Below are 23613 nucleotides of genomic sequence, written 5' to 3'. Positions count from 1 at the left end.
GAACGGCACTCCCGTTCACACCTATTGATCGAAAGTGCCGTTCGTGACAACGGTGGGGGCGGGTGACGCCGGGACGGGACGCGGGAGGCGGACCGTGAACACGGTGCCGGGGGTGGCTGCGGCGACGGTGATCGAGCCGCCCAGGCGGCGGGCGACCCGGGAGACGAGCGCGAGGCCGATGCCGCGGGGACGGTCCGGTGCCGCCGATTTGGTCGACCAGCCGTAGGCGAACACGTCCTGCATGGCGTCGGCCGGGATCCCCGGCCCGGTGTCGCGGACCTCGATGACCAGCTCGGCGCCGTCGGAAAGCTGGACCTGCACCTCGCCGGTGCGACCGGTGGACGCCACCGCGTCGAGCGCGTTGTCGATCAGGTTGCCGAGCAGGGTGACCAGGTCGTCCGGCTCCCAGGGACCGTCGGGCTCGGTGCCCTCGTCGATCACCCGTAGTTCGACGCCGCGCTCGGACGCGGCCCACGCCTTGTCTGCGAGCACCGCTGCCAGTACCGGGTTGCCGACCGGCTCGATGAGCTCCTCGGCGGGTCCGCGCGCCCGCTGCACGGCGGCCGAACCGGCCCGCAGTGCGTCGTCGATGCTGCCGAGTTGGACGAGCGTCAGCACGGTCTGCATCCGGTTGGCGAACTCGTGGGCCTGCCCGGCCATCGCCTGTGCCCGGCCGCGGGCGTCGTCGCGCTGTCGGACGACGTCGGCCAGCTCCGTCCGGTCGCGCAGGGTGACCACGCGGGTGCCTCCGGCGGCGGGACCGGCCGCGGTGCGGCTGACGAGCAGCACCCGTTCCCCGGCGAGCGCGAGGACGTCGCGCACGTCGGTGGGTTCACCCACGACGGCCCGCAGGCCGGCGTCGACGTCGAGATCGGTGAGCGTGCGCCCCTCGACGGGGGCGTCACCCGCGAGGCCGAGCAGCCGCCGGGCCTCGGCGTTGACCACCACCACCCGGCCGTCGGCGTCGACCACGAGCAGGCCCTCGCGAACGGCGTGCAGCACCGCGTCGTGGTGGGCGTAGGCGGCGGCGATCTCCTCGGGCTCCAGGCCCAGAGTCTGGCGGCGGACCCGGCGGGCCAGCAGCCAGGCCAGTACCCCGCCGAGTCCGATTGCCGCGACCGAGGCACCCAGGATCGCGGGGAGCTGATGCAGCACCTGATCGCCGATCTTTTCCTCGAGCTGGCCGACCGAGACCAGGCCGACCACGCGGCCGTCGGCGAACACCGGCACGACCGAGCGGACCGACGGCCCGAGGGTGCCGGTGTAGAGCTCGGTCAGTGCCGTCCCGGCTGCGGCTGGGGCGATCGTGCCGATGTAGCGCTCGCCGATCCGGGCGGGGTCGGCATGGCTGTACCGGATCCCGTCCGGGCTCATGATCACAACGAACGCGGTGCCGGTGTTGAGCTGCACGCGCTGCGCGAGGGGCTGCAGCACCGCCGACGGGTCGTCGCCGCGCAGCGCGGCGGCGACGTCGGGGTTGGCCGCCATCGCCTGTGCCGTGGCGAGGGTGAGGGCGCCGGTGCTGCTGCGGGCCGCCTGCTGGGCGCCGAACACCTCGAGCGCGGTGACCCCGCCGACGGTCACCAGCACCGTCACGATCTGCAGCAGGAGCAGCTGCCGGACGAGCCGGGATCCACGTCGGCGGGGCACCGCGCCATTGTCTCAGGAGCGGGACGCCGCCCCGGCCGGTTCCGGCGTGCGCTCGATGGTCCGGTCCACGGGCACCCCCGCGTCGACCTCGGCGTTCGTGCCGGCTGTGGCGTCCGACTCGGCGGCCTGACCGCTGCCGTGGTGCAGTTCCATGTCCGCCTCGACCAGCGACGGGTCGTCGAGCACCGCCGCGAGCCGCTCGCGGTCGAGCTCGCCGTTCCAGCGTGCGATGACCAGGGTCGCGACGACGTTGCCGATGCAGTTGGTCAGCGCCCGGCCCTCGCTCATCACGCGGTCGATGCCGATGATCACCGCGATGCCGACGGCGATCGCCTCCGCGGTGAAGAACTCGCCGCCGAAGGCCTGCAGCGAGGCCGACAGCGTGACCAGGCCGGCGCCGGTGATGCCCGCCGCGCCCTTCGACGTCAGCACCATGAGCAGGGCCAGGCCGATCTGCACGCCGATCGGCAGCGTCTCGCCACCCGCCTGGATGATGAACAGCGCGCCCAGGGTCAGGTAGATGCAGGTGCCGTCGAGGTTGAACGAGTAGCCGGTCGGGATGACCATGCCGACGGTCTGCTTGGACGCACCCGCGGCCTCCAGCTTCGTGAGCAGCCGCGGCAGCACCGACTCCGACGACGAGGTGCCGAGGATGATCAGCAGCTCGTCCTTGATCAGCCGGACGACCTTGAAGATGTTGAACCCGGCCCAGGCGGACACCGATCCGAGCACGACCACGATGAAGAGCAGGCAGGTACCCCAGAAGACGCCCATCAGCTTCAGGAGGTTGGTCAGCGACCCCGCGCCGAACGCGGCGACGGTGTAGGCCATGCCGCCGAACGCGGCGACCGGCGCGGCCCACATGATCAGCTTGATGATGCCGAAGATGACCTTGGCGATCGTGTCGATCGAGCCGACCACCCGCTGGCGCAGCGCCGGCGCGAGCATCGACACCGAGCAGGCGGTGAGGATCGCCAGTACCAGCACGCGGAGGACCTCGTTGTCGACGAACGGGCCCAGGAAGCTGGTCGGGAGGACGTCGTCGAGCAGGAAACCGACCAGGCCGCTCTTCTCGGACTCGGCGCCGCTCTCGACCTGCTCGGCGGCCCGGGCGAGGTCCGCGGCCGACGGGGTCCCCTGGAAGCCCGCGCCCGGCGCGAAGACGTTCGCCGCGACGAGGCCGATGGTGAGCGCGACGACCGTCGCGATCAGGAAGTAGAACAGCGCCCGGAGCGCGAGTCCGCCGGCACGGGCGAGGTTGCCGATCGACGCGATGCCCACGACGACCGTGCAGAAGATGACGGGGCCGACGATCACCTTGATCATCTGGACGAAGCCGTCGGCCAGCCACTTGGCGCCCTTGGCCGCGTCGGGCGCCACCAGTCCGAAGACGATGCCGGCGGTGATGCCGACGAGCACCCAGAACCAGAGCTGGGTGTACACCCTTTTGCGCTTCGTCCCCGGGGGTGGGGCGGTACCGGTGGTCACGGCCTGGGCCATGGTCGTCCTCCTCGACATCGGTCGCAGGGACGGTAGGAACGTGATCTCGTTCATGTCGACCGCGGGGCGACCATAATTGAGCAGCTCTTGAGGGTTCTGCCCGGACGGGAACCCGACGAAACGGAGGGAAGCGGTGCGTGCCCTGCTCGTGGAGGACGACGAGGCGGTCGGCGACGCGTTGCGCCGCGCCCTCGTCTCCGGAGGGTTCCGGGTGCAGCACGTGACCAGCGGCTCGGCGGCGCTCGCCGCCGTCGCGGAGGCCGAACCCGACGTCGTGCTGCTGGACATGGGGCTTCCCGACCGCGACGGCCTCGGTGTCTGCCGTGGCATCCGGGAGATCTCGCGGGTGCCGATCCTCGCGGTGACCGGCCGGGGGGCGGTGTCGGCGCGGGTCAGCGGCCTGCGCAGCGGGGCCGACGACTACATCGTCAAGCCGTTCCTCGTCGAGGAGCTGCTGGCCCGGATCGACGCCGTGCTGCGGCGCACCCGGGGGCTGGGGGTCGCGCCGGCGGTCTCCGCGGGCGACGTCGAGGTGGACCTGGCCCGCCGTGCGGTGTCGGTGGCCGGGGAGCCGGTGACGCTGGCGCGCAAGGAGTTCGACCTGCTGGCCGCGCTGGCCCGCCGGGAGGGCGCGGTGGCCAGTCGCGGCGAGTTGCTCGACGAGGTCTGGGGTGTGGTCGATCCCAGCGCCGAGCGCACGCTGGAGGCCCACATCGGTTCGCTGCGCGCCAAGCTGGGCCGGCCGGAGGTCGTGGTCACGGTGCGGGGGGTGGGATACCGGCTCGCGCGCTGAGCGGAGCTTGCCGGAGCGATCGTCGGCGCTGAGCGGAGCTTGCCGGAGCGATCGTCGGCGCTGAGCGGAGCTTGCCGGAGCGAATGTCGGCGCTGAGCGGAGCTTGCCGGAGCGATTGCCGACGCCGTGCGGGCATGCGGCAGGATCGGGAGGCGTGCCCCCACCTGGACTCGTGATCGTCGACAAGCCGGGCGGGTTCACCTCGCACGACGTGGTGGCCCGGCTGCGCCGCATCCTGCGCACCCGCAAGATCGGCCACGCCGGCACCCTGGACCCGATGGCGACCGGGGTCCTGGTCTGCGGGGTGGAGCGCGGCACCAAGCTGCTCGGCCATCTCGCCCTGGACACCAAGGCCTACACGGCGACGATCCGGCTCGGCGTCGCCACCACGACCGACGACGCCGAGGGTGAGATCGTGACCACGGCTTCAGCCGACGGGCTCGCCGAGGAGGCCGTCCACGCCGGGATGGCCGCCCTGACCGGGGCGATCGAGCAGGTGCCCAGCTCCGTGAGCGCCATCAAGATCGACGGCAAGCGCGCGTACGCGCGAGTGCGGGCCGGGGAGGACGTGGTGCTGCCGGCGCGGCCGGTCACGGTCTCGGCGTTCGACCTGCTCGCCGTGCGCCGCGGCGACGGCGTCGTCGATCTCGACGTCGAGGTGGAGTGCTCGTCGGGAACCTACGTCCGCGCGCTGGCCCGTGATCTCGGCGCCGGGCTCGGCGTGGGCGGCCACCTGACGGCGCTGCGGCGCACCCGGGTCGGTCCGTTCACGCTGGCCCACGCACGCACTCTGTCCGGCCTCGAGGCCGCGCCCGAGCTGTCGCTGCCGCTGGACGAGGCGGTCGCGGTGGCGTTCCCGCGCCGCGACGTCGACCAGGTCCTGGCCACCGATCTGTCGCACGGCAAGCCGCTGCCGGCCGCCGGGCTCGGCGGGACCTACGGCGTCTTCGGCCCGGACGGGCGCGTGATCGGCCTGGTCGGGGAGCGCGACGGGGCCGCTCGCTCGCTCGTCGTGCTGGCCCCGGCAGGTGGCTGAGATGCCGTCCGGTACGTCGGCCGGGGCGGCTGTGCAGGGCTCGCCCGGTGGGCCCGGCACGCGGTTCCGTAGGCTCCGCCCCGTGCAACGCTGGCGTGGACTCGAAGCCGTGCCGACCGGCTGGGGCCGCAGCGTGGTGACCGTCGGGGTGTTCGACGGGGTCCATCGCGGCCACCAACAGCTGATCGGCCGAGCGGTGGCCCGGGGGCGGGAGCGCGGCCTCCCGAGCGTCGTGGTCACCTTCGACCCGCATCCCGCCGAACTCGTCCGACCGGGCAGCCATCCGGCCCGGTTGACCAGCCTGAGCCGACGGGCCGACCTCGTGGCCGAGCTGGGCGTCGACGCGTTCTGCGTGCTGCCGTTCACCGCGGAGCTGTCCCGGATGGATCCGGCCGAGTTCGCCCACGAGGTGCTCGTGGACCGGCTGCACGCCGCGACCGTCGTGGTCGGCGACAACTTCCGGTTCGGCCATCGCGCGGCCGGTGACCTCAAGACCCTCACCAAGTTGGGGGAGCGCTTCGGGTTCGCCGTCGAGGGACTCGAGCTGATCACCGACGACGGGGTGACGTTCTCCTCGACCTACATCCGGGCCTGCATCGACGCCGGGGATGTGGCGGTCGCGGCCGCCGCACTGGGCCGCCCGCACCGCATCGACGGCGTCGTCGTGCACGGCGACCGCCGCGGCCGCGAGCTCGGCTTCCCGACCGCGAACGTGGCCTGCGCGCCGTTCAGCGCGTTGCCCGCCGACGGCGTCTACGCCGGGCGGTTCGTGCACAGCGGGCGGCTGCTCCCGGCGGCGATCTCGGTGGGTACCAACCCGACGTTCTCCGGGCGCGAGCGCACGGTCGAGGCGTACGTGCTCGACGTCGACGAGGACTTCTACGGCCACGAGGTGTCGGTCGACTTCGAGCACCGGCTGCGCGGGCAGGAGCGCTACGACGACATCGAGGCGTTGATCGAGCAGATGCACCGCGACGTGGCGCGCACCCGGGAGCTGCTCGGCTGACGGCCGCCCGGGGTGGCGGGCGGCCGGGCCCGGGACGGGTTTCCCGATTCCGGCCCGCGGCGGGTGCCCGGGCTGCGAGCATGCCGTCATGGCGAGGGACCGGCCGGCGGCGCAGACCGCGGCCAACCGCGAGCGGCAGCGCGAGCTGTACGGCGCCCCGCTGGGCGATCGGGTGCACCGGCTGACCGGACTGCTCGGGATCACGCAGGCCCGGTTGGCCGGGACGCTCGGGATCAGCCCGGCGATGCTCAGCCAGTTGGTCAGCGCGCGCCGGGTCAAGATCGGTGACCCGGCGGTGCTGGCCCGCCTGATGCTGCTGGACGAACGGTGCCCGCACACGGCCACCCCACCGGATGCCGAGGCCCTCGACGCGCTGCTCGCCGAGGTGCGTGCCGCGCAGCTGCAGTGGGCGGTCCCGGTCCGGCCGCACGCCCGGCTCGCCGCCGGGGCGGCGCATCCGGACCCGGACGAAGGCCCGGTCCGGCACCGCGGCCACGGCGCGGTGGCCCCGGCACCCCTGCGCCCGGACGCCGATCCGATCCGGCACCGCGGTCACGACGTGGTGCCGGGGCGCCCGGCCGGACCGACACGCCTGGCCGGGCACCGGCCCCGCACCGGCAACCGGTCGGTGGCACCGCCGGTTCCCCGTCCGCCGTCGGGGGTGCAGCACGGACCTCGCAGCGCCGCCGAGGCCCTGCGGGCCGTCGCCGGACCGTCGCGTCTCGTCGCCGCGGCCGCGGCCCTGGACCCGGCGTTCCCCGAGTTGGCCGATCTGCTCCGGCGGGCGGCCGGTCGGCCGGTCGCGCGATGACGCGGATCTCCCGCCGCCGTGTGCACCGGCCGGGATCGTCCCGGTGAGCGCCGTCCCCGCGGCGGCCGGCGCCCCGCCACACCGGCGTGAACCGGGTGCCGTCGCGTAGCAGGTGATCACTGCGGGCCCGGGCGGGCCGGAGGCGGCGGCCCGCTGAGCACTGGTAACCTGACGTACTGGGTACGGCTGCGGTCCGTGGTGGCCGGCCCGTTGCACCCGCCCCCGCGGGCCCCCGGGGAAGACGACGGGGTGTCCGCCCGGGCGTGGACCACACGGCACAGACGAACGAGGAGCACCACCCGTGGCATTGGACGCCGCTCAGAAGAAGACCATCCTGGACACCTACGGGGTCCACGAGGGCGACACCGGTTCGCCCGAGGCGCAGGTCGCGCTGCTGACCAAGCGGATCATCGACCTGACCGAGCACCTCAAGCAGCACAAGCACGACCACCACTCGCGCCGCGGTCTGCTGCTCATGGTCGGCCGTCGCCGCCGGCTGCTCAAGTACCTGGCCCAGGTCGACATCGCGCGCTACCGGTCCCTGATCGAGCGCCTCGGCCTGCGCCGCTGATCCACTCCGGCGCCGGGGTGGCGTGATCGTCACGTGATCGCCGCCCCGGAGCCGGGGCACAACTCCAACCAGCACCTGCGCCACCGCGCCGGAGGACGATCCGCCGGTCCTCGGTAGTGGCTCCCGGGCCCGCCGCTCCAGTATGCGGCCGCCCGAGGGCTTCGATCGAAGACCGGCTCCGCCGAGGATCCGACCCATGATGGTGGCCCGTGTGCGCACTCCCTGAGGAGACAGCCACTTCATGACCGATCCCATTCAGAGCGACGTGCACGAGACCACTGCCGTCATCGACAACGGCAGTTTCGGTACCCGGACGGTCCGGTTCGAGACCGGCCGGCTCGCACGTCAGGCTGCCGGTTCCGTCGTCGCGTACCTCGACGACGAGACCATGCTGCTGTCCGCCACCACGGCGTCCAAGCAGCCGAAGGAGCACTTCGACTTCTTCCCGCTCACCGTCGACGTCGAGGAGCGGATGTACGCCGCGGGCCGTATCCCCGGCTCGTTCTTCCGTCGCGAGGGCCGCCCGGGCACCGATGCGATCCTGACCTGCCGGCTCATCGACCGGCCGCTGCGCCCGTCGTTCGTCGACGGCCTGCGCAACGAGATCCAGATCGTGGTCACGGTCATGTCGCTGCACCCGCAGGACCCGTACGACGCGCTGGCCATCAACGCCGCCTCGGCGTCGACCCAGCTCGCCGGGCTGCCCTTCTCCGGCCCCATCGGCGGCGTCCGCGTCGCGCTGATCGACGGCCAGTGGGTCGCGTTCCCGACCCACGAGCAGCTCGGACGCGCCGTGTTCGACATGGTCGTCGCGGGTCGCGTCGTCGGTGACGACGTCGCGATCATGATGGTCGAGGCCGAGGCCACCGAGCACACGGTCGGCCTGGTCGCCGACGGTGCGGACGCGCCGACCGAGCAGGTCGTCGCGGCGGGCCTGGAGGCGGCGAAGCCGTTCATCCGCACCCTTGCCGTCGCTCAGCAGCAGCTGGCCGACGCGGCCGCCAAGCCGACGGGCGACTTCCCGACCTACCCGGCCTACCAGTCCGACGTGTTCGAGCTGGTCTCCGAGCTGGTCTCGGCCGACCTGGCGCAGGCCCTGACCATCCCGGGCAAGCAGGAGCGCGAGTCCCGCCTCGACGAGCTCAAGGCGAAGGTCGTCGAGCAGCTCGCCCCGCGGTTCGAGGGCCGCGAGAAGGAGCTCGGCGCCGCGTTCCGGTCGCTGACCAAGAAGCTGGTCCGCCAGCGGATCCTGCGCGACAAGGTCCGTATCGACGGCCGCGGCCTGACCGACATCCGGCCCCTGTCGGCCGAGGTCGAGGTCGTCCCGCGGGCGCACGGCTCGGCGCTGTTCGAGCGCGGCGAGACCCAGATCATGGGCGTCACCACGCTGAACATGCTCCGGATGGAGCAGCAGATCGACTCGCTCGGTCCGGAGACGCACAAGCGCTACCTGCACCACTACAACTTCCCGCCCTACTCGACCGGTGAGACCGGCCGGGTGGGCTCGCCGAAGCGCCGCGAGATCGGCCACGGCGCGCTGGCGGAGCGGGCGCTGCTCCCGGTGCTGCCGACCCGCGAGGAGTTCCCCTACGCGATCCGGCAGGTGTCCGAGGCGCTGGGCTCCAACGGCTCGACGTCGATGGGTTCGGTCTGCGCGTCGACGATGTCGCTGTTCAACGCCGGCGTGCCGCTCAAGGCGCCGGTTGCGGGCATCGCGATGGGCCTGGTGTCCGACGAGGTCGACGGCGCGACCCAGTACGTGGCGCTGACCGACATCCTGGGCGCCGAGGACGCGTTCGGCGACATGGACTTCAAGGTCGCCGGCACCCCGGACTTCGTGACCGCGCTGCAGCTCGACACCAAGCTCGACGGCATCCCGTCGGAGGTCCTCACGGCTGCGCTGTCGCAGGCCAAGGACGCCCGGATGACGATCCTCGAGGTGATCGGGGAGGCGATCGACCGCCCCGACGAGATGAGTGCCTACGCCCCGCGGGTCACCGCGATCAAGGTCCCGGTGGACAAGATCGGCGAGGTCATCGGCCCGAAGGGCAAGATGATCAACTCGATCACCGAGCAGACCGGTGCCGACATCTCGATCGAGGACGACGGCACGATCTACGTCGGTGCGGCCGACGGCCCGTCCGCGGAGGCGGCGATCGACCTGATCAACGCGATCGCGAACCCGCAGCTGCCGAAGATCGGCGAGCGGTTCCTGGGCACCGTGGTCAAGACCGCGGCGTTCGGTGCCTTCGTCTCGCTCGTGCCGGGCAAGGACGGCCTGGTGCACATCTCGAAGCTGGGCAACGGCAAGCGCATCGGCAAGGTCGAGGACGTCGTCAAGGTCGGTGACAAGATCCGCGTCGAGGTCTCCGACATCGACAACCGCGGCAAGATCAGCCTGCTGCCGGTCTCGGACGAGGGCGCCACGCCCGCGCCCGAGGCGCCGGCCGAGGGTTCCGCTGACGATGCTTCCGCCGAGGCCGACGAGGTCACGTCGAGTTGACATCGCTCGTGACGCCGGGGGCGGGAGCTGCTGCTCCCGCCCCCGGCGTTTCTCGTACCGATCTGCCCGGTGGTGTCCGCGTCGTCACCGAGACGGTCCCCGGGGTGCGCTCGGTGTCGCTGGGGATCTGGATCGCGATCGGTTCCCGGGACGAGACGTCCGAGCAGGCCGGCGCCGCGCACTACCTGGAGCACCTGCTGTTCAAGGGCACCGCGCGGCGCACCGCGGCCGGCATCGCGGAGGAGATGGACGCGGTAGGTGGTGAGCTGAACGCGTTCACCGCGAAGGAGCACACCTGCTACTACGCGCACGTGCTCGACACCGACCTCCCCCTGGCCGTCGACGTGCTGGCCGACGTGGTGACGGATGCGCAGCTCGCGCACACCGACGTCGAGCTCGAGCGCGGGGTGGTGCTCGAGGAGATCGCGATGCGCGACGACGACCCCGAGGACCTGCTCGGCGAGCTGTTCGACGCGACGCTGTTCGGCGACCACCCCCTGGGCCGCCCGGTGATCGGCTCCGAGGAGTCGATCCGCGGGATGAGCCGGGAGACCCTCTACGAGTTCTGGCGCGGCGAGTACACGACGCCGCGGATGATCGTCGCCGCGGCGGGGAACCTGGCGCACAACCATGTCGTGGACCTGGTCGGCACGGCGCTGGCGCGAGCCGCCGAGCGCGCGGGGGCCGATGCGCGCCCGGTGCCGCCGCGGACGGCCGGGACGCGGTTCACCCCGGGTGCCGGCCCGCGGCTGGCCCTGCACACCGAGGACACCGAGCAGGCACACCTGTTGCTGGGCGTTCCCGCACTCGACCGCCACGACCCGCGGCGCACCGCGCTGGCCGTGCTCAACACCGCGCTCGGCGGCGGGCTGAGCTCGCGGCTGTTCCAGCAGGTCCGCGAGCAGCGCGGGCTCGCGTACTCGGTGTACTCGTCGATCGCCACCTACGCCGACGCCGGGAGCCTGTCGGTCTACGCCGGCTGCGCCCCGGAGCGCCTCGGCGAGGTCGTGGGCGTTGCCCGCGACGTGCTCGCCGGGGTGGCCGCCGACGGGCTGACGCCGGCCGAGCTGGCCCGGGCCCAGGGTTCGATGCGCGGTGGACTCGTACTCGGGCTGGAGGACACCTCGTCCCGGATGAACCGGCTCGGGCGCTCCGAGCTCGACCACGGCCGGCAGCGCAGCATCACCGAGAGCCTGGAGCGGATCTCCGCCGTGACCGGCGAGGACGTGGCGGCGGTGGCCGCCGAGCTGTTCGCGGCGCCGCTGACCGCGGCCGTCGTCGGACCCTACGACGACGAGGACGACCTGCCCGCCGCGCTGCGCGACCTGGCCTGATCAGACCCGGCTGTCGGGTCGCGGGCGCGGTGCGTCAGGTGCCGCACGGGATACTCCGAGCCCATGACGGTGGAGACGGTCGTCGCGGGCGTGCTGGTCCTGATCGGCCTGGTGGGGATCGTCGTGCCGGTACTGCCCGGCCCGCTGCTGGTGCTCGCCGGTATCGCCGTGTGGGCGGTCCCGCGGGGTGACGCGGTCGGGTGGACGGTGCTGGGTGCCGCCGCCGCGATCCTGGCGATCGGCACCGTCGCGAAGTACCTGCTGCCCGGACGCCGGTTGCGCGACTCGGGTGTGCCCGGCCGGACGATCGCGGCCGGTGCCGTGCTCGGTGTCGTCGGCTTCTTCGTCGTCCCGGTCGTCGGGCTGTTCCTCGGCTTCGTACTGGGCGTGTATCTCGCCGAACTCGCCCGTCTCGACGACCGTGCCGCCGCCTGGCCCTCCGCCCGCCGCGCGCTGAGCGCGGTGGGGTGGAGCATCCTCATCGAGCTGGCCTCGGCGCTGATGGCCACCGCGGTGTGGATCGCGGGGCTGGCGGTCGGCTGAGCACGGGGCGGGTCACGGGGTGGGCCACGGTACCTGCCCGGTGTCGGGTGTGAGCTCGTTCCCGGAGGGGCGGAACATCGCCGCGAGTGAGCCGGAGGGGTCGGACCAGAATCGCTCGTACGGCCCGATCCACTCGTGGACGGCGGCCAGTGGTGCCGGATCGAGCCGGCACATGTGGGTGCGGCCCTCCACGGTCCGCTGCACCAGTCCGGCCCCCTCCAACGTCTGGACGTGCTTGGATGCGGCGGCCAGCGACATGGCATAGGGGGCGGCGAGATCGCCGACCGAATGGGGTGCCGTGGACAACCGGGCCAGCATGTCGCGCCGCGCCGGGTGGGCGAGGGCGCGGAACACGCGGTCCAGATGCTCGGGTCCCGGCACCGCGCTTCGTTCAATCATGTCGTTGAACGTAGGGTGGGGCCCGGAGGGCCGTCAACAACAAGGTTGATCATCGCGCCCGGCCGGGGGCTGCGAAGCGCTCATCTAGGCTGCGCAGCGTTGCACGCGAACGTGGAGGTGTACGGGTGAGCGAGTCGGTCGACAACGGCGAGCCGATCCGGGTGGCCGTGCTGGGCGCCCGGGGACGGATGGGCGTCGAGGTGTGCAAGGCGGTGCAGAACGCCGACGACCTCGATCTCGTCGCGATGGTCGACGAGGGGGACTGGCTGTTCAACGTGGCCGACGCCGGCGCGCAGGTCGTCGTCGACTTCACCCGCCCCGACGCGGTGATGGACAACATCCGGTTCTGCATCGACCACGACATCGCCTGCGTGGTCGGGACAAGTGGGTTCGACGAGGCCAAGCTCGCCACCGTGCGCGGCTGGCTGGAGCACAAGCCGGACGTGGGCGTGCTCGTCGCCCCCAACTTCGGCGTCGGCGCGGTGCTGTCCATGCACTTCGCCCGGCAGGCGGCGCGGTTCTTCGACTCCGTCGAGGTGATCGAGCTGCACCACGCCGGCAAGGTCGACGCCCCGTCCGGCACGGCCGCGCACACGGCCTCGCTGGTGGCCGCGGCCCGCGCCGAGGCGGGTGCCGGACCGGTGCCCGACGCGACCACCCAGGAGCTCCCCGGTGCCCGCGGCGCCGACGTCGACGGCGTCCGGGTGCACTCGGTGCGGCTGCCTGGCCTCGTCGCGCACCAGGAGGTCATCCTCGGAACCGAGGGCGAGACGCTGACGATCCGTCACGACTCGATGAACCGCGGTTCGTTCATGCCGGGCGTGCTGATGGCAGTGCGGGCGGTGCGCGGGCGGCCGGGGCTGACCGTCGGGCTCGAACCGCTGCTCGGCCTGGACTAATCGCGCAGCGTCACGTCCAGCGGCCCGGAGACGCGGACCTCGCGCAGGATCCCGTCGCCGGTGTCGAGGATGCGTGCGGCTCCGTCGGCCTCCCAGCCCACGCGCGCGTAGAACTTCCGGGACGCCGCGTCCACCTCGGGCACCCAGGCCTGGCCGCGCTCGGCACCGCCGGCACGCAACGCGGTGGCGGCGGCGGCGAACAGCCGCCCGCCGTGCCCGCGGCGCCCCCAGCGCGGCTCGACCAGCAGCGTGCTGATCTCGGCGAGCCCCGCGGTGTCGCCGCCGGTGTAGTGCGCGGCCGCGCAGAATCCCACCGTCCATTCGCCCTCGGTGGCCACCAGGACGTGGAAGCCCTCGCCGGCGTCGACGGCGGCCGCCCAGGCCCGGCGCGCCTCCGGCCCGGTGAGCTGCTCGATCGCCGCGGTCGGGACGATCTCGGCGTAGGCGGTCCGCCAGGTGCCCACCTGGATCCGGACGATCTCGTCGACGTCCTGCGCGACTGCGGCTCGGACCGCGGCGATGGCCATGCGGCATGCATACCGGACGGCCCCGGAGGCGGCTCGCGGGGCTGACGCACCCGGCCGTGCGGCCGGTCGAGCAGCGGGATCCGGCTCATCGCACCGATCGAGAGCCCGTCCGCGCCGCGGCAGTGGCGGAGCAGACCCTCGCGCCCACGATGTCGCCATGACAACGTGTCGTCGTGACGCAGATCCGCGATACCGCCCCGTCGGACGCCCGCGCGGCGGGCGTCGGGATGGCCTGGGCCGCGCTCGGCGTCGTCTACGTGCTGTGGGGCTCGACCTACCTGGCCAACAGGCTGATCATCACCGACGTCCCGCCGCTGATGTCGGGCGGATTCCGGTTCCTGGTCGGCGGGCTGCTGCTCGCGACCATCGTGCTGCTGGTCCGGGGGCCGCGGGCCTTCCGGATGACGCGCAACCAGATCGGCACCGCGCTGCTGTCCGGGCTCCTGCTGCCGGCCTGGGGCAACGGGCTGGTCACCCTCGGGCAGCAGCACGTCGCGTCCGGGCTGGCGGCGCTGCTCATCGCGTCGGTGCCGCTCTACATCGTGCTGCTGCGGGCGCTGACCGGGGACCGGCCGCGCCGGGCCACCCTGCTCGGGGTCGGCGTCGGCATGGTCGGGCTCGCGGTGCTGCTGCTGGCCGGGCCGTCCGGGGGTTCGGGCGGCGTCGTGGGCAGCGCGTGGTGGGGTCCGTGGCTGGTGTTGCTGGCCGCGCTGGGCTGGGCCTGCGGCACCTTCGCGACCGCCCGGCTGCCGGTCCCGCCCAACCCGTTCGCGCTGGCGGCGGCGCAGATGCTGGCCGGCGGCGTGATCCTGCTCGCGGTCAGCCTGGGCACGGGCGACCGGCTCGACGTCGGCACGGTCTCGCCGGTGGCGTGGGGAGCCTGGATCTACCTGGCGGTGATCGTCTCGGGCGGTGCGTTCAGTGCGTACGCCTACGCGCTGTCCGTGCTCCCGGTCTCGACGGTGGCGACCTACGCCTACGTCAACCCGGTGATCGCGGTGCTGCTCGGGGTGCTGCTGGTGGGGGAGCGGTTCTCGCTCACGCAGCTGGTCGGCGGAGCCATCGTGTTGCTCGCCGTGGTCCTGGTGATCGCCGCGGAACGGATCCGCCGGCCTCCGGTCCCGCCCGTGTGAACCGCTCGTCCGGCGGCTGTCGGGGGTGGCTGGCAACATCCGGGGCGTGACGCGCACGCCCGTGGTGATCGGTCCCGCCGTCGCCCGGCGCACGGTGCTCGCGGCGCAGGGCTTCGCCGAGGCGCGCCCAACAGGGGCGATCACCCGCCGGCACGTGGTGCGCACCCTGGGCCGGACCCGGCTGCTGCAGCTCGACTCGGTCAACGTGGCCGTGAGAGCGCACTACATGCCGCTGTTCAGCCGGCTCGGCGGCTACGACCGGGCGCTCGTCGACGACGCCGCGTGGGCGCACTCGGCGCGGCGGCCGCGGCTGCTCGTCGAGTACTGGGCGCACGAGGCGAGCCTGCTGCCGGTGGCCGACTGGCCGCTGCTGCTGTCGGGGGCGAAGCGGCGCGGCTGGTGGCGGAACTACTCGGTACTGGCCGAGCGCGAGCCCGGCCTGGTCGACGACGTTCTGGCTGCGGTGAAGGAACTGGGCCCGGTCGGCGCAGGAACGCTGGAGTCCGTGCTGGGCGGGCCCGGGCGCCCGCGGCCGCCGGGGGTCTCGTGGTGGGAGCGCTCCGACGTCAAGCGCATCTGTGAGTGGCTGTTCGGGACGGGGGAGCTCACCACCGGCCGGCGGGTCAACTTCCAGCGGCTCTACGACCTCACGGAGCGGGTGCTGCCGCCGGAGGTGCTCGGCGCAGCACCGGTCGACCCCGAGAAGGCCGCTCGGGGCCTGATCGCCAGGGCGGCCTCGGCGCTGGGCATCGCGACCGAGCCCGACCTGCGCGACTACTACCGGCTCGGCCCCGCCCGCAGCCGCCAGGCCGTCGCCGAACTGGTGGAGGCGGGGGAGCTGGAGCCGGTCACCGTCCGCGGCTGGCGCCACCCGGCCTACCGGTGTCCGGCCGCCCGCACGCCGCGGCGGATCTGCGCCCGGGCGCTGCTCTGCCCGTTCGACCCGCTGGTCTGGGACCGGGATCGCACCGAGCGGCTCTTCGGCTTCCGCTACCGCGTCGAGATCTACGTGCCGGAACCGCAGCGGGAGTACGGCTACTACGTGTTCCCGTTCCTGCTCGACGACGCCCTCGTCGCCCGGGTCGACCTCAAGGCCGACCGGGCGGCGGGGGTGCTGCGGGTGCCCGGAGCGTTCGCCGAACCGCATGCCGACGTGGCCCGGGTCGCCGCCGAGCTGGCCGCGGAACTGCGGCTCATGGCCGGCTGGCTGGAGCTCGACGGGGTGGTCGTCGGCGAGCGCGGCGACCTGGCCGCACCGCTCGCCGCCGCGCTGCGCTGAGCCCCGCGGACCGCGGAGCCGCCGAGATCGACACCGGGCTGGTCGGAGTCATGATCGGACCGTTCTGGCGTCGATCTCGGTGGTGGACGGTGAGCGGCGGCCGCAGCGGAGGGCGTCAGACCGCGATGGCCGCCCGGGTCACCAGCACGTCGCCGGTACCCGTCCGCCCGCGCACGTGCAGGGCCGGTGCCTGCTCCGGTGCAACCGAGGTGACATCGAGGTCGCTGCGGGCCCGGCCCGACCCCGACGAGAGGTCGAGCTCGGCGGCCACCCCGGGATGCACCCCGATCCGCAGGCCCCCCGACCCTGTGGTGAGGTCCAGCCTGCCCGACACGGCATCCGCCACCGTGACCTCACCGGAGCCCGTGCGCACGCCCAGGTCGGCCGCGACCTCGCCGAGGCGGACGTCGCCGCTGCCGGCCTTGATCTCGCTCGGGCCGCCGAGGGCGGCCATCGCGATCCGCCCGGAACCGGTGCGCACCCGGGCCCGGCCGGTGACCGGTCCGAGGTCCACCTCGCCGGACCCGGTGGTGACGTCGAGGTCGCCCGCGACCTCCTCCAGGCGCGCGTCGCCCGAGCCGGTGCGCACGGACGCCCACCCGGCCTGCCCGGTCACGGTGACGTCACCGGCCCCGGTACGCACGGCGATCCGGGACCGGGAAGGGGCGCTGACGGTCACGGCGAGCGGCACCATGCGCAGCGGCAGGTCGGTCGCCGATCGGACCACCAGCCGCCGGCCGGTCTCCGACCAGGTGATCTCCGCGGCCCGGACCGCCTCGGTGGCCAGGTCGGGCTGGGCCGCGCCGAACGCGTCCCCCGGCCCGGCGGCGGCGTTGCCGAGCCAGCCCAGCAGGCCGGAAATCCCTTGCGTCCAGCTGTTCCCCGCGGCCGGCTCGTGTCGGACCTCGACGTGCACCTCGTCGGTCCCGGTCAGGTTCAGCTGCACCCGCCCGACGTCGATCGACACCTCCAGCTCGGCCGGCCCGGTGGCCGGCCAGCTCTGCTGCCGGACCAGCTCGGGACCCGGCTCGCCCGTCTCGGCCTCGCGCGTGTCGCTCATCGCCATCACCCCTGCACCCAGCCGCGCACGCGGCGTCCGTCGTCTCCGCGGCCCCACTCACCGCGATGTCCGCGCTTGCCCTGCTTGCCCGACAGCGCCCCCTGCACGGCCTGCGCCACCCACGAGTTGAGAGAGACGCCCTGCGCGGCCGCGGCCTGCTCGGCCTGGCTCTTGATCTGCTCGACCAGCCGCAGCGTGATCCGGCTGATGTCCCCGGCGTCCGGGCCGCCCGTAGGAGGGGTGAAGGTCGGCTGCGGTTCGGGGGCCTCGTGCTCGGCGGACGCGTCCGGGCTGACCGCGACCCGCACGTCGCGCCCGTCCAGCCGCACCTCGACGACGCGGTCACCCAGCGCCGCCGTCACCTCGGCGGCGAGGTCGGCGAGGGCGTTCATGATCGCCAGCCGGGCGGCCGGCTCGATCGCGGCACCGAGCAACGCGGCGGTCCGACGGGTCTGCTCGTCTCCCGCGGCCGCGGCCGAGGACAGGTCCTCGCGCAGCCGCGCGACGTACTGACTGACATCCATGACGCCACTATGGCGTCATATGTGATGTCACACAAGGCCTGGATGGCGCCATCGGCGGTCTGTCGGAGCTCCCGGTTACGCTGCCCGCATGCCGGAGACCGTGCCTCTGACCGTGCAGCTGGTCGCCAAGACCGAGTTCTTCCCCCCGGCCGACGTGCCCTGGAGCACCGACGCCGACGGCGGTCAGGCGCTCGCCGAGTTCGCCGGCCGGGCCTGCTACCAGTCGTGGGGCAAGCCCAACCCGGCCACCGCCACCAACGCCGGCTATCTGCGCCACATCCTCGAGGTCGGCCACCTCTCGGTGCTCGAGCACGGCACCGTGAGCTTCTATCTCACCGGGATCTCCCGCTCGCTCACCCACGAGCTGATCCGGCACCGGCACTTCTCGTACTCGCAGCTGTCGCAGCGGTACGTGCCCGAGCGCAACGCGGCGATGGTCGAGCCCGAGGTCATCGCCGCCGACCCCGAGCTGCACGCGCTGTTCCTCGAGGCGGCCGACGCGTCGGTCAAGGCCTACGAGGAGCTGCTGGCGGGGCTGGAGAAGCGCTTCGCCGACGTGCCGAACGCGACGCTGCGCCGCAAGCAGGCCCGGCAGGCCGCGCGGGCGATCCTGCCCAACGCCACCGAGACCCGGATCGTGGTCACCGGCAACTACCGCGCCTGGCGGCACTTCATCGCGATGCGTGCCACCGAGCACGCCGACGTGGAGATCCGCGCCCTGGCGATCGAGTGTCTGCGCCAGTTGCAGCGCGAGGTGCCGAACGTGTTCAACGACTTCGAGATCGCGGCGCTGGAGGACGGCACCGAGATCGCCTCGAGCCCGTTCGTGACCGAGGGGTAGCGGAGCGCCCGAGCACCGGCACCGAGGGGTAGCGGAGCGCCCGAGCACCGGCACCGGGGGGTAGCGGAGCGCCGCTCGCCAGCGGCGAAGCACACCCGCCGGTAGTTTGACCCCATGAGCCTGGCAGTGTCCGAACGCGCGGCGATCAGTGACGAGCTCGAGCGGTCCGGCCCGGACCGGCCGACCCTCTGCGAGGGCTGGACCACCAGGGACCTGTTGGCCCATCTCCTGGTCCGCGAGCGCCAGCCGTGGGCGGCGCCGGGCATCCTGGTCCCGGCGCTGGCGCCGGTCACCGAGCGGGCCATGCACGGCTACGCCGACACCCCGTGGCAGAGCATGATCGACGAGCTGCGTGGTGGTCCGCCGGCATGGTCGCCCTACCGGGTCGGCAAGGTCGACGAGTTCGCCAACGGCGCCGAGTTCTTCGTGCACCACGAGGACGTGCGGCGCGGCGAGCCCGGCTGGAAGCCGCGCGACCCCGACCCGGAGCGCGACGCCGAGCTGTGGAGCCTGCTCGCCCGCATGGGCCGGGTGCTGTTCCGGCGCAGCCCGGTCGGCCTCGTGCTGCGCCGCCCGGACGGCACCCAGCAGGTGGTGCGCACCGGGCCCGGCCTGGTCACCGTGGTAGGGGAGCCGGCCGAACTGGTGCTGCACGCCTTCGGGCGCCGTGCCGCGCACGTCGAACTCGAGGGCGCCCCGGTTGACGTCGAGGCCTACCGATCAGCGGATCGGGGACTCTGAGTCCCGGTCCCGGCGCGCGAGGAGCCCCTGCGCGCTTTCGGCGCCGAGATCGTTCTCGCAGGCAACACAGTGTCTTCGCGCTGTGCCGTGTCTTCGCGCTGTGCCGTGGATCCCTCGACCATTCATCTCGGCGGGCCTCACGTTTGTCGATGGCCATGGAGTAGGCCACTACGCAACCTGCGCTTCACGTGCTGCGCTTCTCGCTCTTGGCTTGAGGGGGTTGTTGCCTGAGGAACCTCCGTGGTCGCGAGCCTGCGCAGTTCCGATGGGGTACTTCTTCCTGCCCGAAGGCTGGACACCGGAGACCGGAACAGCGGTTGTCATCCCCCGCGCCGACGCGCTCCGCCTCGAGTTCGGTGCAGCCGGCCGGACACGGAGCACCACGTGCTGACCCGTGGGCGGTACCGTCAACACCCATGAGCCCGACCCCTTCTCTGCCGCGGCCACCGGGCCGCCCGTTCGGCCAGGTGCTGACCGCGATGGTCACGCCCTTCGATGCCGACGGAGCCCTTGACCTGGCGAAAGCGGAGGAGCTCGCCACGCACCTGGTCGATCTCGGCAACGACGGCCTGGTCGTCAACGGCACGACCGGCGAAGGGCCGACGACCACCGACGCGGAGAAGTCCGAGTTGGTGCGTGCGGTGGTCAACGCAGTGGGGGACCGGGCGACCGTCGTGGCCGGCGCCGGCACCTACGACACAGCGCACAGTGTCCACCTCGCACGTGAGGCGGAGAAGGCGGGCGCGCACGGCCTGCTCGTGGTGACGCCGTACTATTCGCGGCCGCCGCAGTCCGGGCTGGTGCTGCATTTCACCGCGGTCGCCGACGCCACGGACCTGCCGGTGATGCTCTACGACATCCCTCCGCGCAGCGTCATCCCGATCGAGGTGGAGACGCTGCAGCGGCTCGCCGAGCACCCCCGGATCGTCGCGGTGAAGGACGCCCGCAACGACCTCCGGGTGGGCACCGAGGTGTTGGCCACGACCACGCTGGCCTACTACTCGGGCGACGACCCGGTGAACCTGCCGTGGCTGTCGGTCGGCGCGGTCGGTTTCGTCAGCGTGATCGGGCACGTGGTGGCCGACCGGCTGCGGGCGATGCTGAACGCCTACGAAGCCGGCGAGGTCGACCGGGCCCGAGCGTTGCACTTCGCCTACCTGCCGGTGATCCGGGCGATGGGCCGGGTCGGTGGCGCCGTGTTCGCCAAGACGGCGATGCGCCTGCGCGGCCTGGACGTCGGTGATCCACGGCTCCCGCTGCCCCCGGCCACCGAGGACCAGGTGACCGCGATCGCCGCCGACCTGGCCGCCGCGGGCATCGCCCTCGACCCGGCCATGCGCGAACGCTTGGAGCACGGGCACGGGCACGGGCACGGGCACGGAGCGCTGGGCGCCCGCGCGACCGTCGATCTCGGGGCGGAGGTCGCCTACCGGTGAGCAGGCCACCTGTACGGTCCGATCGATCCCGGTCCGACCGGCGATCCCGTTCGCCCCGACGCGACAACGGCCGCCAGGTCGACGTCGGCAACCCGGACGACGCCAACCGCGCCGAACTGCCCGCCGGCCCGCCACCGCCGCTTCCGGCCGGGGGGTTGCGGGTGTTCGCCCTGGGTGGCATCGGTGAGATCGGCCGCAACATGACCGTCTTCGAGTACGAGGGCCGGTTGCTGGTCGTCGACTGCGGGGTGTTGTTCCCGGCCGAGGACTCGCCCGGTGTCGACCTGATCCTGCCGGACTTCCGCGCCATCGAGGACCGGCTCGACGACATCGACGCGCTGGTGCTCACCCACGGCCACGAGGACCACATCGGCGCGGTGCCGTTCCTGCTGCGCCAGCGCCCCGACCTGCTGGTCGTCGGCTCCCGGTTCACGCTCGCGCTGGTCGCGGCCAAGTGCAAGGAGCACCGACTCACCCCGCACCTGCTCGAGGTGGCGGAGGGTGCGCGGCTGCGGCACGGGACGTGGGACTGCGAGTACTTCGCGGTCAACCATTCGATCCCCGATGCGCTGGCCGTCGCCGTCCGTACCCCGGCGGGGCTGGTGCTGCACACCGGGGACATCAAGCTCGACCAGCTCCCCTTGGACGGCCGGCTGACCGACCTGGCCGGTTTCTCCCGGCTCGGCGACGAGGGGGTCGACCTGTTCCTGGTCGACTCCACGAACGCCGATGTACCGGGCTTCGTCACCCCCGAGCGGGAGATCGGCCCGGTCATCGAGGGGCTCTTCCACGGGGCGACGGGCCGGATCATCGTGGCCTGCTTCGCCAGCCACGTGCACCGGGTGCAGCAGGTGATGGACGCCGCGGCCCACCACGGCCGCAAGGTGTGCCTGGTCGGGCGGTCGATGGTGCGCAACATGGGCATCGCCGTCGAGCTCGGCCTGCTCAAGGTGCCCGACGGCCTGCTCGTCGAGCTCGACGAGGCCATGGAACTGCCCGACGGCGAGCTCGTGCTGGTCTCGACGGGGTCGCAGGGCGAGCCGCTCTCGGCGCTGTCGAGGATGGCGCGCGGCGACCACCGGTCGGTGCGCATCCGGCCGGAGGACACGATCATCCTGGCCAGCTCGCTGATCCCCGGCAACGAGACCTCGGTCTTCGCGGTGATCAACGGGTTGACCCGGCTGGGCGCCACGGTGGTGCACCAGGGCAACGCCAAGGTCCACGTCTCGGGGCACTCCCCGGCGGGTGAGCTGCTGTTCCTGTACAACGCGGTGCGCCCGAGCAACGTCATGCCGGTGCACGGCGAGTGGCGTCACCTGCGGGCCAACGCGAAGCTGGCCGTGCAGACCGGGGTGCCCGAGGATGCGGTCGTGCTGGCCGAGGACGGCGTGGTGGTCGACCTGGTCGACGGCAAGGCGTCGATCACCGGCCGGGTCGAGGTGGGCCGGGTCTACGTCGACGGGCTCGCGGTCGGGGACATCGGTGAGACGACGCTGGGCGACCGGCTGATGCTCGGCGAAGGCGGATTCATCGCGATCAACGTCGCGGTGGACGCGACCACCGGCCGAGCGGTGTCCCGGCCGACGGTGTCCGGCCGCGGGTTCTCCGACGATCCGAAGGCACTCGACGCGGTCCTGCCGATGATCGAGGACGAGCTGTCCCGCACCGAGAACGAGGGCATCACCGACACGCACCGGATCGCGCAGTCGGTGCGGCGCGTGGTCGGCAAGTGGGTCGGCGAGACCTACCGGCGCCGGCCGATGATCGTCCCGACGGTGATCGCGGTCTGAGCCGTCCAGGGGTGGGCGGTCCGCACACCGCCCACCCCTGACGCCGCACCGCCCCTGACCGCGATGGGCCGGCGGCGCGCGCCCGAACGCGAGCGCCGGTGCTACGACGGGTGCGTGGGCTGCCGCCTGCTGCACGCGGCCACGGGACCGCGGGCTGCTGCGGCAGACGCCACTCCGGGCCGCGGGGGGTGCGTCGGAACCGAAATGGGTAGCTCGTCGGGGTTACCGTGTGCGCCATGGCAGGACGCTCGACGACCGGCGGCGGGACCGGGGGCAGGAACGCCGCTTCGCGGTCGACGCGGGCGTCCGGTTCGTCCCGATCCACGTCCGCGTCGCGATCGAGGTCCTCGGGCCGATCGGGCTCCGCGGCCCGCCGCCCGGCCACGAAGCGCAAGCCCGCCGCGCGCAAGCCGCCGCCCCAGCGTGGGCCGGACCTGATCGACCGCGGGATCGACGCCGTGGGCCGCGGCGTGGTGAAACTGGGCCGGCGCGCCGGCCGGGCGGCCGGTCGCACCCGCGAGATCGACCCCGCGCACCGGCGCGACGGCATGGGCGTCGGGTTCATCGTGCTCGCCGTGATCGTCGCCGCCGGGGCGTGGTGGGGCGCGGGCGGCCCGGTCGGCCACGGCCTGTCGGCCGTGGTCGGATCGATCGTCGGGGTCGCCGGGGTGCTGCTGCCGGTCGTGCTGCTCGGAGTCGGCGTGGTGCTGATGACCACCGAGGCGCACCCGGAGGCCCGGCCGCGGATCGCGGTGGGCACGCTGCTGCTCCTGATCGGTGTGCTGGGCCTGGTGCACCTGTTCTCCGGATCACCGAACGACCCCGCGCAGTGGTCGGAGGGCGGCGGCGCGATCGGTTACCTGGGCGGTACCCCGCTGGCCAGCGGACTGACCGAGTGGGTCGCGGTGCCGGTGCTCGTCCTGCTGTCCGGCTACGCGTTCCTGGTGCTCACCGCGACGCCGGTGCGCGCGGTGCCGGACCGGGTGCGCCGGCTGCTCGGGCAGCCCCCGCTCGACTCCGACACCGACGACTTCGACGAGGACGAGGACGAGTACGCCGACGGCGAGGACGATCTCGCCGCCGACTCCCCGCCGGTGCCGCTGCGCCGCCCGTCGCGGCGCCGGCAGTCCGCGCGCGCCACCGACGCCGAAGGCGACGGTGAGCACGCCGAGAGCCCGGAGGCCGTCGAGGAGCCCGCCGGAGCCCCCGAGCCGGCCCGTAAGCCCCGCGCGAAGAC

22 protein-coding genes are annotated in these 23613 nt (G+C 73.2%); 16 read left to right on the top strand and 6 right to left on the bottom strand.

What is annotated here, in order from left to right:
* Nucleotides 1–21: 21 nt before the first annotated feature.
* On the bottom strand, nt 22–1650 hold the full coding sequence (locus HF519_RS18715; protein WP_169414261.1) for an ATP-binding protein: 1629 nt from the start codon (nt 1648–1650) through the stop codon (nt 22–24).
* 12 nt (nt 1651–1662) lie between these two features.
* Nucleotides 1663–3150, bottom strand: a complete 1488-nt coding sequence (locus HF519_RS18710; RefSeq protein ID WP_169414260.1) for a cation:dicarboxylate symporter family transporter — start codon at nt 3148–3150, stop codon at nt 1663–1665.
* Between the two features lie 133 nt (nt 3151–3283).
* On the opposite strand from HF519_RS18710, the gene HF519_RS18705 reads away from it, so the two are divergent.
* From HF519_RS18705 to HF519_RS18670, 8 genes are all read left to right on the top strand, one after another.
* Complete coding sequence (locus HF519_RS18705) at nt 3284–3943, top strand: response regulator transcription factor (protein WP_169414259.1); 660 nt, start codon at nt 3284–3286, stop codon at nt 3941–3943.
* A gap of 154 nt (nt 3944–4097) precedes the next feature.
* A complete protein-coding gene (gene truB, locus HF519_RS18700) occupies nt 4098–4979 on the top strand; it encodes a tRNA pseudouridine(55) synthase TruB (protein WP_312860199.1) in 882 nt (293 codons plus the stop codon).
* Between the two features lie 82 nt (nt 4980–5061).
* Nucleotides 5062–5985, top strand: coding sequence for a bifunctional riboflavin kinase/FAD synthetase (locus HF519_RS18695; protein WP_169414258.1), 924 nt, complete (start codon nt 5062–5064; stop codon nt 5983–5985).
* 88 nt (nt 5986–6073) lie between these two features.
* Complete coding sequence (locus HF519_RS18690) at nt 6074–6796, top strand: helix-turn-helix domain-containing protein (protein WP_169414257.1); 723 nt, start codon at nt 6074–6076, stop codon at nt 6794–6796.
* A gap of 301 nt (nt 6797–7097) precedes the next feature.
* Nucleotides 7098–7367, top strand: coding sequence for a 30S ribosomal protein S15 (gene rpsO, locus HF519_RS18685; RefSeq protein WP_169414256.1), 270 nt, complete (start codon nt 7098–7100; stop codon nt 7365–7367).
* 241 nt (nt 7368–7608) lie between these two features.
* Nucleotides 7609–9870: a polyribonucleotide nucleotidyltransferase gene (locus tag HF519_RS18680; protein WP_169414255.1), complete on the top strand. Its 2262-nt coding sequence runs from the start codon at nt 7609–7611 to the stop codon at nt 9868–9870.
* Nucleotides 9867–11204 carry a M16 family metallopeptidase gene (locus HF519_RS18675; RefSeq protein ID WP_169414254.1) on the top strand — a complete coding sequence of 446 codons (1338 nt, stop codon included), beginning with the start codon at nt 9867–9869 and terminating at the stop codon, nt 11202–11204. Before HF519_RS18680 ends, HF519_RS18675 begins: the two co-directional genes overlap by 4 nt.
* A gap of 63 nt (nt 11205–11267) precedes the next feature.
* The gene (locus tag HF519_RS18670; RefSeq protein WP_169414253.1) at nt 11268–11747 is read left to right on the top strand and encodes a DUF456 domain-containing protein; all 480 of its coding nucleotides are present in this window, start codon (nt 11268–11270) and stop codon (nt 11745–11747) included.
* Between the two features lie 12 nt (nt 11748–11759).
* Here the strand turns inward: HF519_RS18670 and HF519_RS18665 are convergent, their stop codons facing one another.
* Nucleotides 11760–12146 (bottom strand): ArsR/SmtB family transcription factor, encoded by a 387-nt coding sequence (locus HF519_RS18665; protein WP_169414252.1) that lies wholly within the window; start codon nt 12144–12146, stop codon nt 11760–11762.
* Between the two features lie 125 nt (nt 12147–12271).
* Here HF519_RS18665 and dapB point away from each other — a divergent pair, with 125 nt between their 5' ends.
* Nucleotides 12272–13045 carry a 4-hydroxy-tetrahydrodipicolinate reductase gene (gene dapB, locus HF519_RS18660; protein WP_312860198.1) on the top strand — a complete coding sequence of 258 codons (774 nt, stop codon included), beginning with the start codon at nt 12272–12274 and terminating at the stop codon, nt 13043–13045.
* On the opposite strand, the gene HF519_RS18655 is transcribed toward dapB, so the two are convergent.
* Entirely contained in the window at nt 13042–13572 is a 531-nt protein-coding gene (locus HF519_RS18655; protein WP_169414251.1) for a GNAT family N-acetyltransferase, read from the bottom strand. The two genes, dapB and HF519_RS18655, sit on opposite strands and share 4 nt — an antisense overlap.
* A 173-nt stretch (nt 13573–13745) precedes the next feature.
* On the opposite strand from HF519_RS18655, the gene HF519_RS18650 reads away from it, so the two are divergent.
* Nucleotides 13746–14705, top strand: coding sequence for an EamA family transporter (locus HF519_RS18650; RefSeq protein WP_312860197.1), 960 nt, complete (start codon nt 13746–13748; stop codon nt 14703–14705).
* 46 nt (nt 14706–14751) lie between these two features.
* On the top strand, nt 14752–15984 hold the full coding sequence (locus HF519_RS18645) for a winged helix-turn-helix domain-containing protein (RefSeq protein ID WP_312860196.1): 1233 nt from the start codon (nt 14752–14754) through the stop codon (nt 15982–15984).
* Nucleotides 15985–16099: 115 nt separating this feature from the next.
* Here the strand turns inward: HF519_RS18645 and HF519_RS18640 are convergent, their stop codons facing one another.
* Both HF519_RS18640 and HF519_RS18635 read right to left on the bottom strand, forming a co-directional pair.
* Complete coding sequence (locus tag HF519_RS18640; protein WP_169414250.1) at nt 16100–17044, bottom strand: DUF4097 family beta strand repeat-containing protein; 945 nt, start codon at nt 17042–17044, stop codon at nt 16100–16102.
* A gap of 5 nt (nt 17045–17049) precedes the next feature.
* The gene (locus tag HF519_RS18635) at nt 17050–17568 is read right to left on the bottom strand and encodes a toxin-antitoxin system HicB family antitoxin (RefSeq protein WP_169414249.1); all 519 of its coding nucleotides are present in this window, start codon (nt 17566–17568) and stop codon (nt 17050–17052) included.
* An 88-nt stretch (nt 17569–17656) separates the two neighbouring features.
* Here HF519_RS18635 and thyX point away from each other — a divergent pair, with 88 nt between their 5' ends.
* The 5 genes from thyX to HF519_RS18610 form a co-directional block, all read left to right on the top strand.
* Nucleotides 17657–18409, top strand: coding sequence for an FAD-dependent thymidylate synthase (gene thyX / locus HF519_RS18630; protein WP_169414248.1), 753 nt, complete (start codon nt 17657–17659; stop codon nt 18407–18409).
* Nucleotides 18410–18523: 114 nt separating this feature from the next.
* Complete coding sequence (locus HF519_RS18625) at nt 18524–19150, top strand: TIGR03085 family metal-binding protein (RefSeq protein WP_169414247.1); 627 nt, start codon at nt 18524–18526, stop codon at nt 19148–19150.
* A 416-nt stretch (nt 19151–19566) separates the two neighbouring features.
* Nucleotides 19567–20586, top strand: a complete 1020-nt coding sequence (gene dapA / locus HF519_RS18620; protein WP_169414246.1) for a 4-hydroxy-tetrahydrodipicolinate synthase — start codon at nt 19567–19569, stop codon at nt 20584–20586.
* A gap of 116 nt (nt 20587–20702) precedes the next feature.
* Nucleotides 20703–22376 (top strand): ribonuclease J, encoded by a 1674-nt coding sequence (locus HF519_RS18615; RefSeq protein ID WP_169414267.1) that lies wholly within the window; start codon nt 20703–20705, stop codon nt 22374–22376.
* A gap of 458 nt (nt 22377–22834) precedes the next feature.
* The coding region (locus HF519_RS18610; RefSeq protein WP_312860195.1) for a DNA translocase FtsK 4TM domain-containing protein at nt 22835–23613 on the top strand (779 nt) is incomplete at its 3' end.

The organism is Pseudonocardia bannensis, assembly GCF_012911875.1.
Taxonomy (GTDB): Bacteria; Actinomycetota; Actinomycetes; order Mycobacteriales; family Pseudonocardiaceae; genus Pseudonocardia; species Pseudonocardia bannensis.
This window is presented reverse-complemented; position numbering and strand designations above follow the sequence as displayed.

What these genes read in the sequence shown, in the direction of transcription:
- HF519_RS18710 (WP_169414260.1), bottom strand. Translation starts at nt 3,150, where the DNA reads ATGGCCCAGGCCGTGACCACCGGTACCGCCCCACCCCCGGGGACGAAG.
- HF519_RS18690 (WP_169414257.1), top strand. Translation starts at nt 6,074, where the DNA reads ATGGCGAGGGACCGGCCGGCGGCGCAGACCGCGGCCAACCGCGAGCGG.
- HF519_RS18680 (WP_169414255.1), top strand. Translation starts at nt 7,609, where the DNA reads ATGACCGATCCCATTCAGAGCGACGTGCACGAGACCACTGCCGTCATC.
- HF519_RS18670 (WP_169414253.1), top strand. Translation starts at nt 11,268, where the DNA reads ATGACGGTGGAGACGGTCGTCGCGGGCGTGCTGGTCCTGATCGGCCTG.
- HF519_RS18665 (WP_169414252.1), bottom strand. Translation starts at nt 12,146, where the DNA reads ATGATTGAACGAAGCGCGGTGCCGGGACCCGAGCATCTGGACCGCGTG.
- HF519_RS18655 (WP_169414251.1), bottom strand. Translation starts at nt 13,572, where the DNA reads ATGGCCATCGCCGCGGTCCGAGCCGCAGTCGCGCAGGACGTCGACGAG.
- HF519_RS18640 (WP_169414250.1), bottom strand. Translation starts at nt 17,044, where the DNA reads ATGAGCGACACGCGCGAGGCCGAGACGGGCGAGCCGGGTCCCGAGCTG.
- HF519_RS18635 (WP_169414249.1), bottom strand. Translation starts at nt 17,568, where the DNA reads ATGGATGTCAGTCAGTACGTCGCGCGGCTGCGCGAGGACCTGTCCTCG.
- thyX (WP_169414248.1), top strand. Translation starts at nt 17,657, where the DNA reads ATGCCGGAGACCGTGCCTCTGACCGTGCAGCTGGTCGCCAAGACCGAG.
- HF519_RS18625 (WP_169414247.1), top strand. Translation starts at nt 18,524, where the DNA reads ATGAGCCTGGCAGTGTCCGAACGCGCGGCGATCAGTGACGAGCTCGAG.
- dapA (WP_169414246.1), top strand. Translation starts at nt 19,567, where the DNA reads ATGAGCCCGACCCCTTCTCTGCCGCGGCCACCGGGCCGCCCGTTCGGC.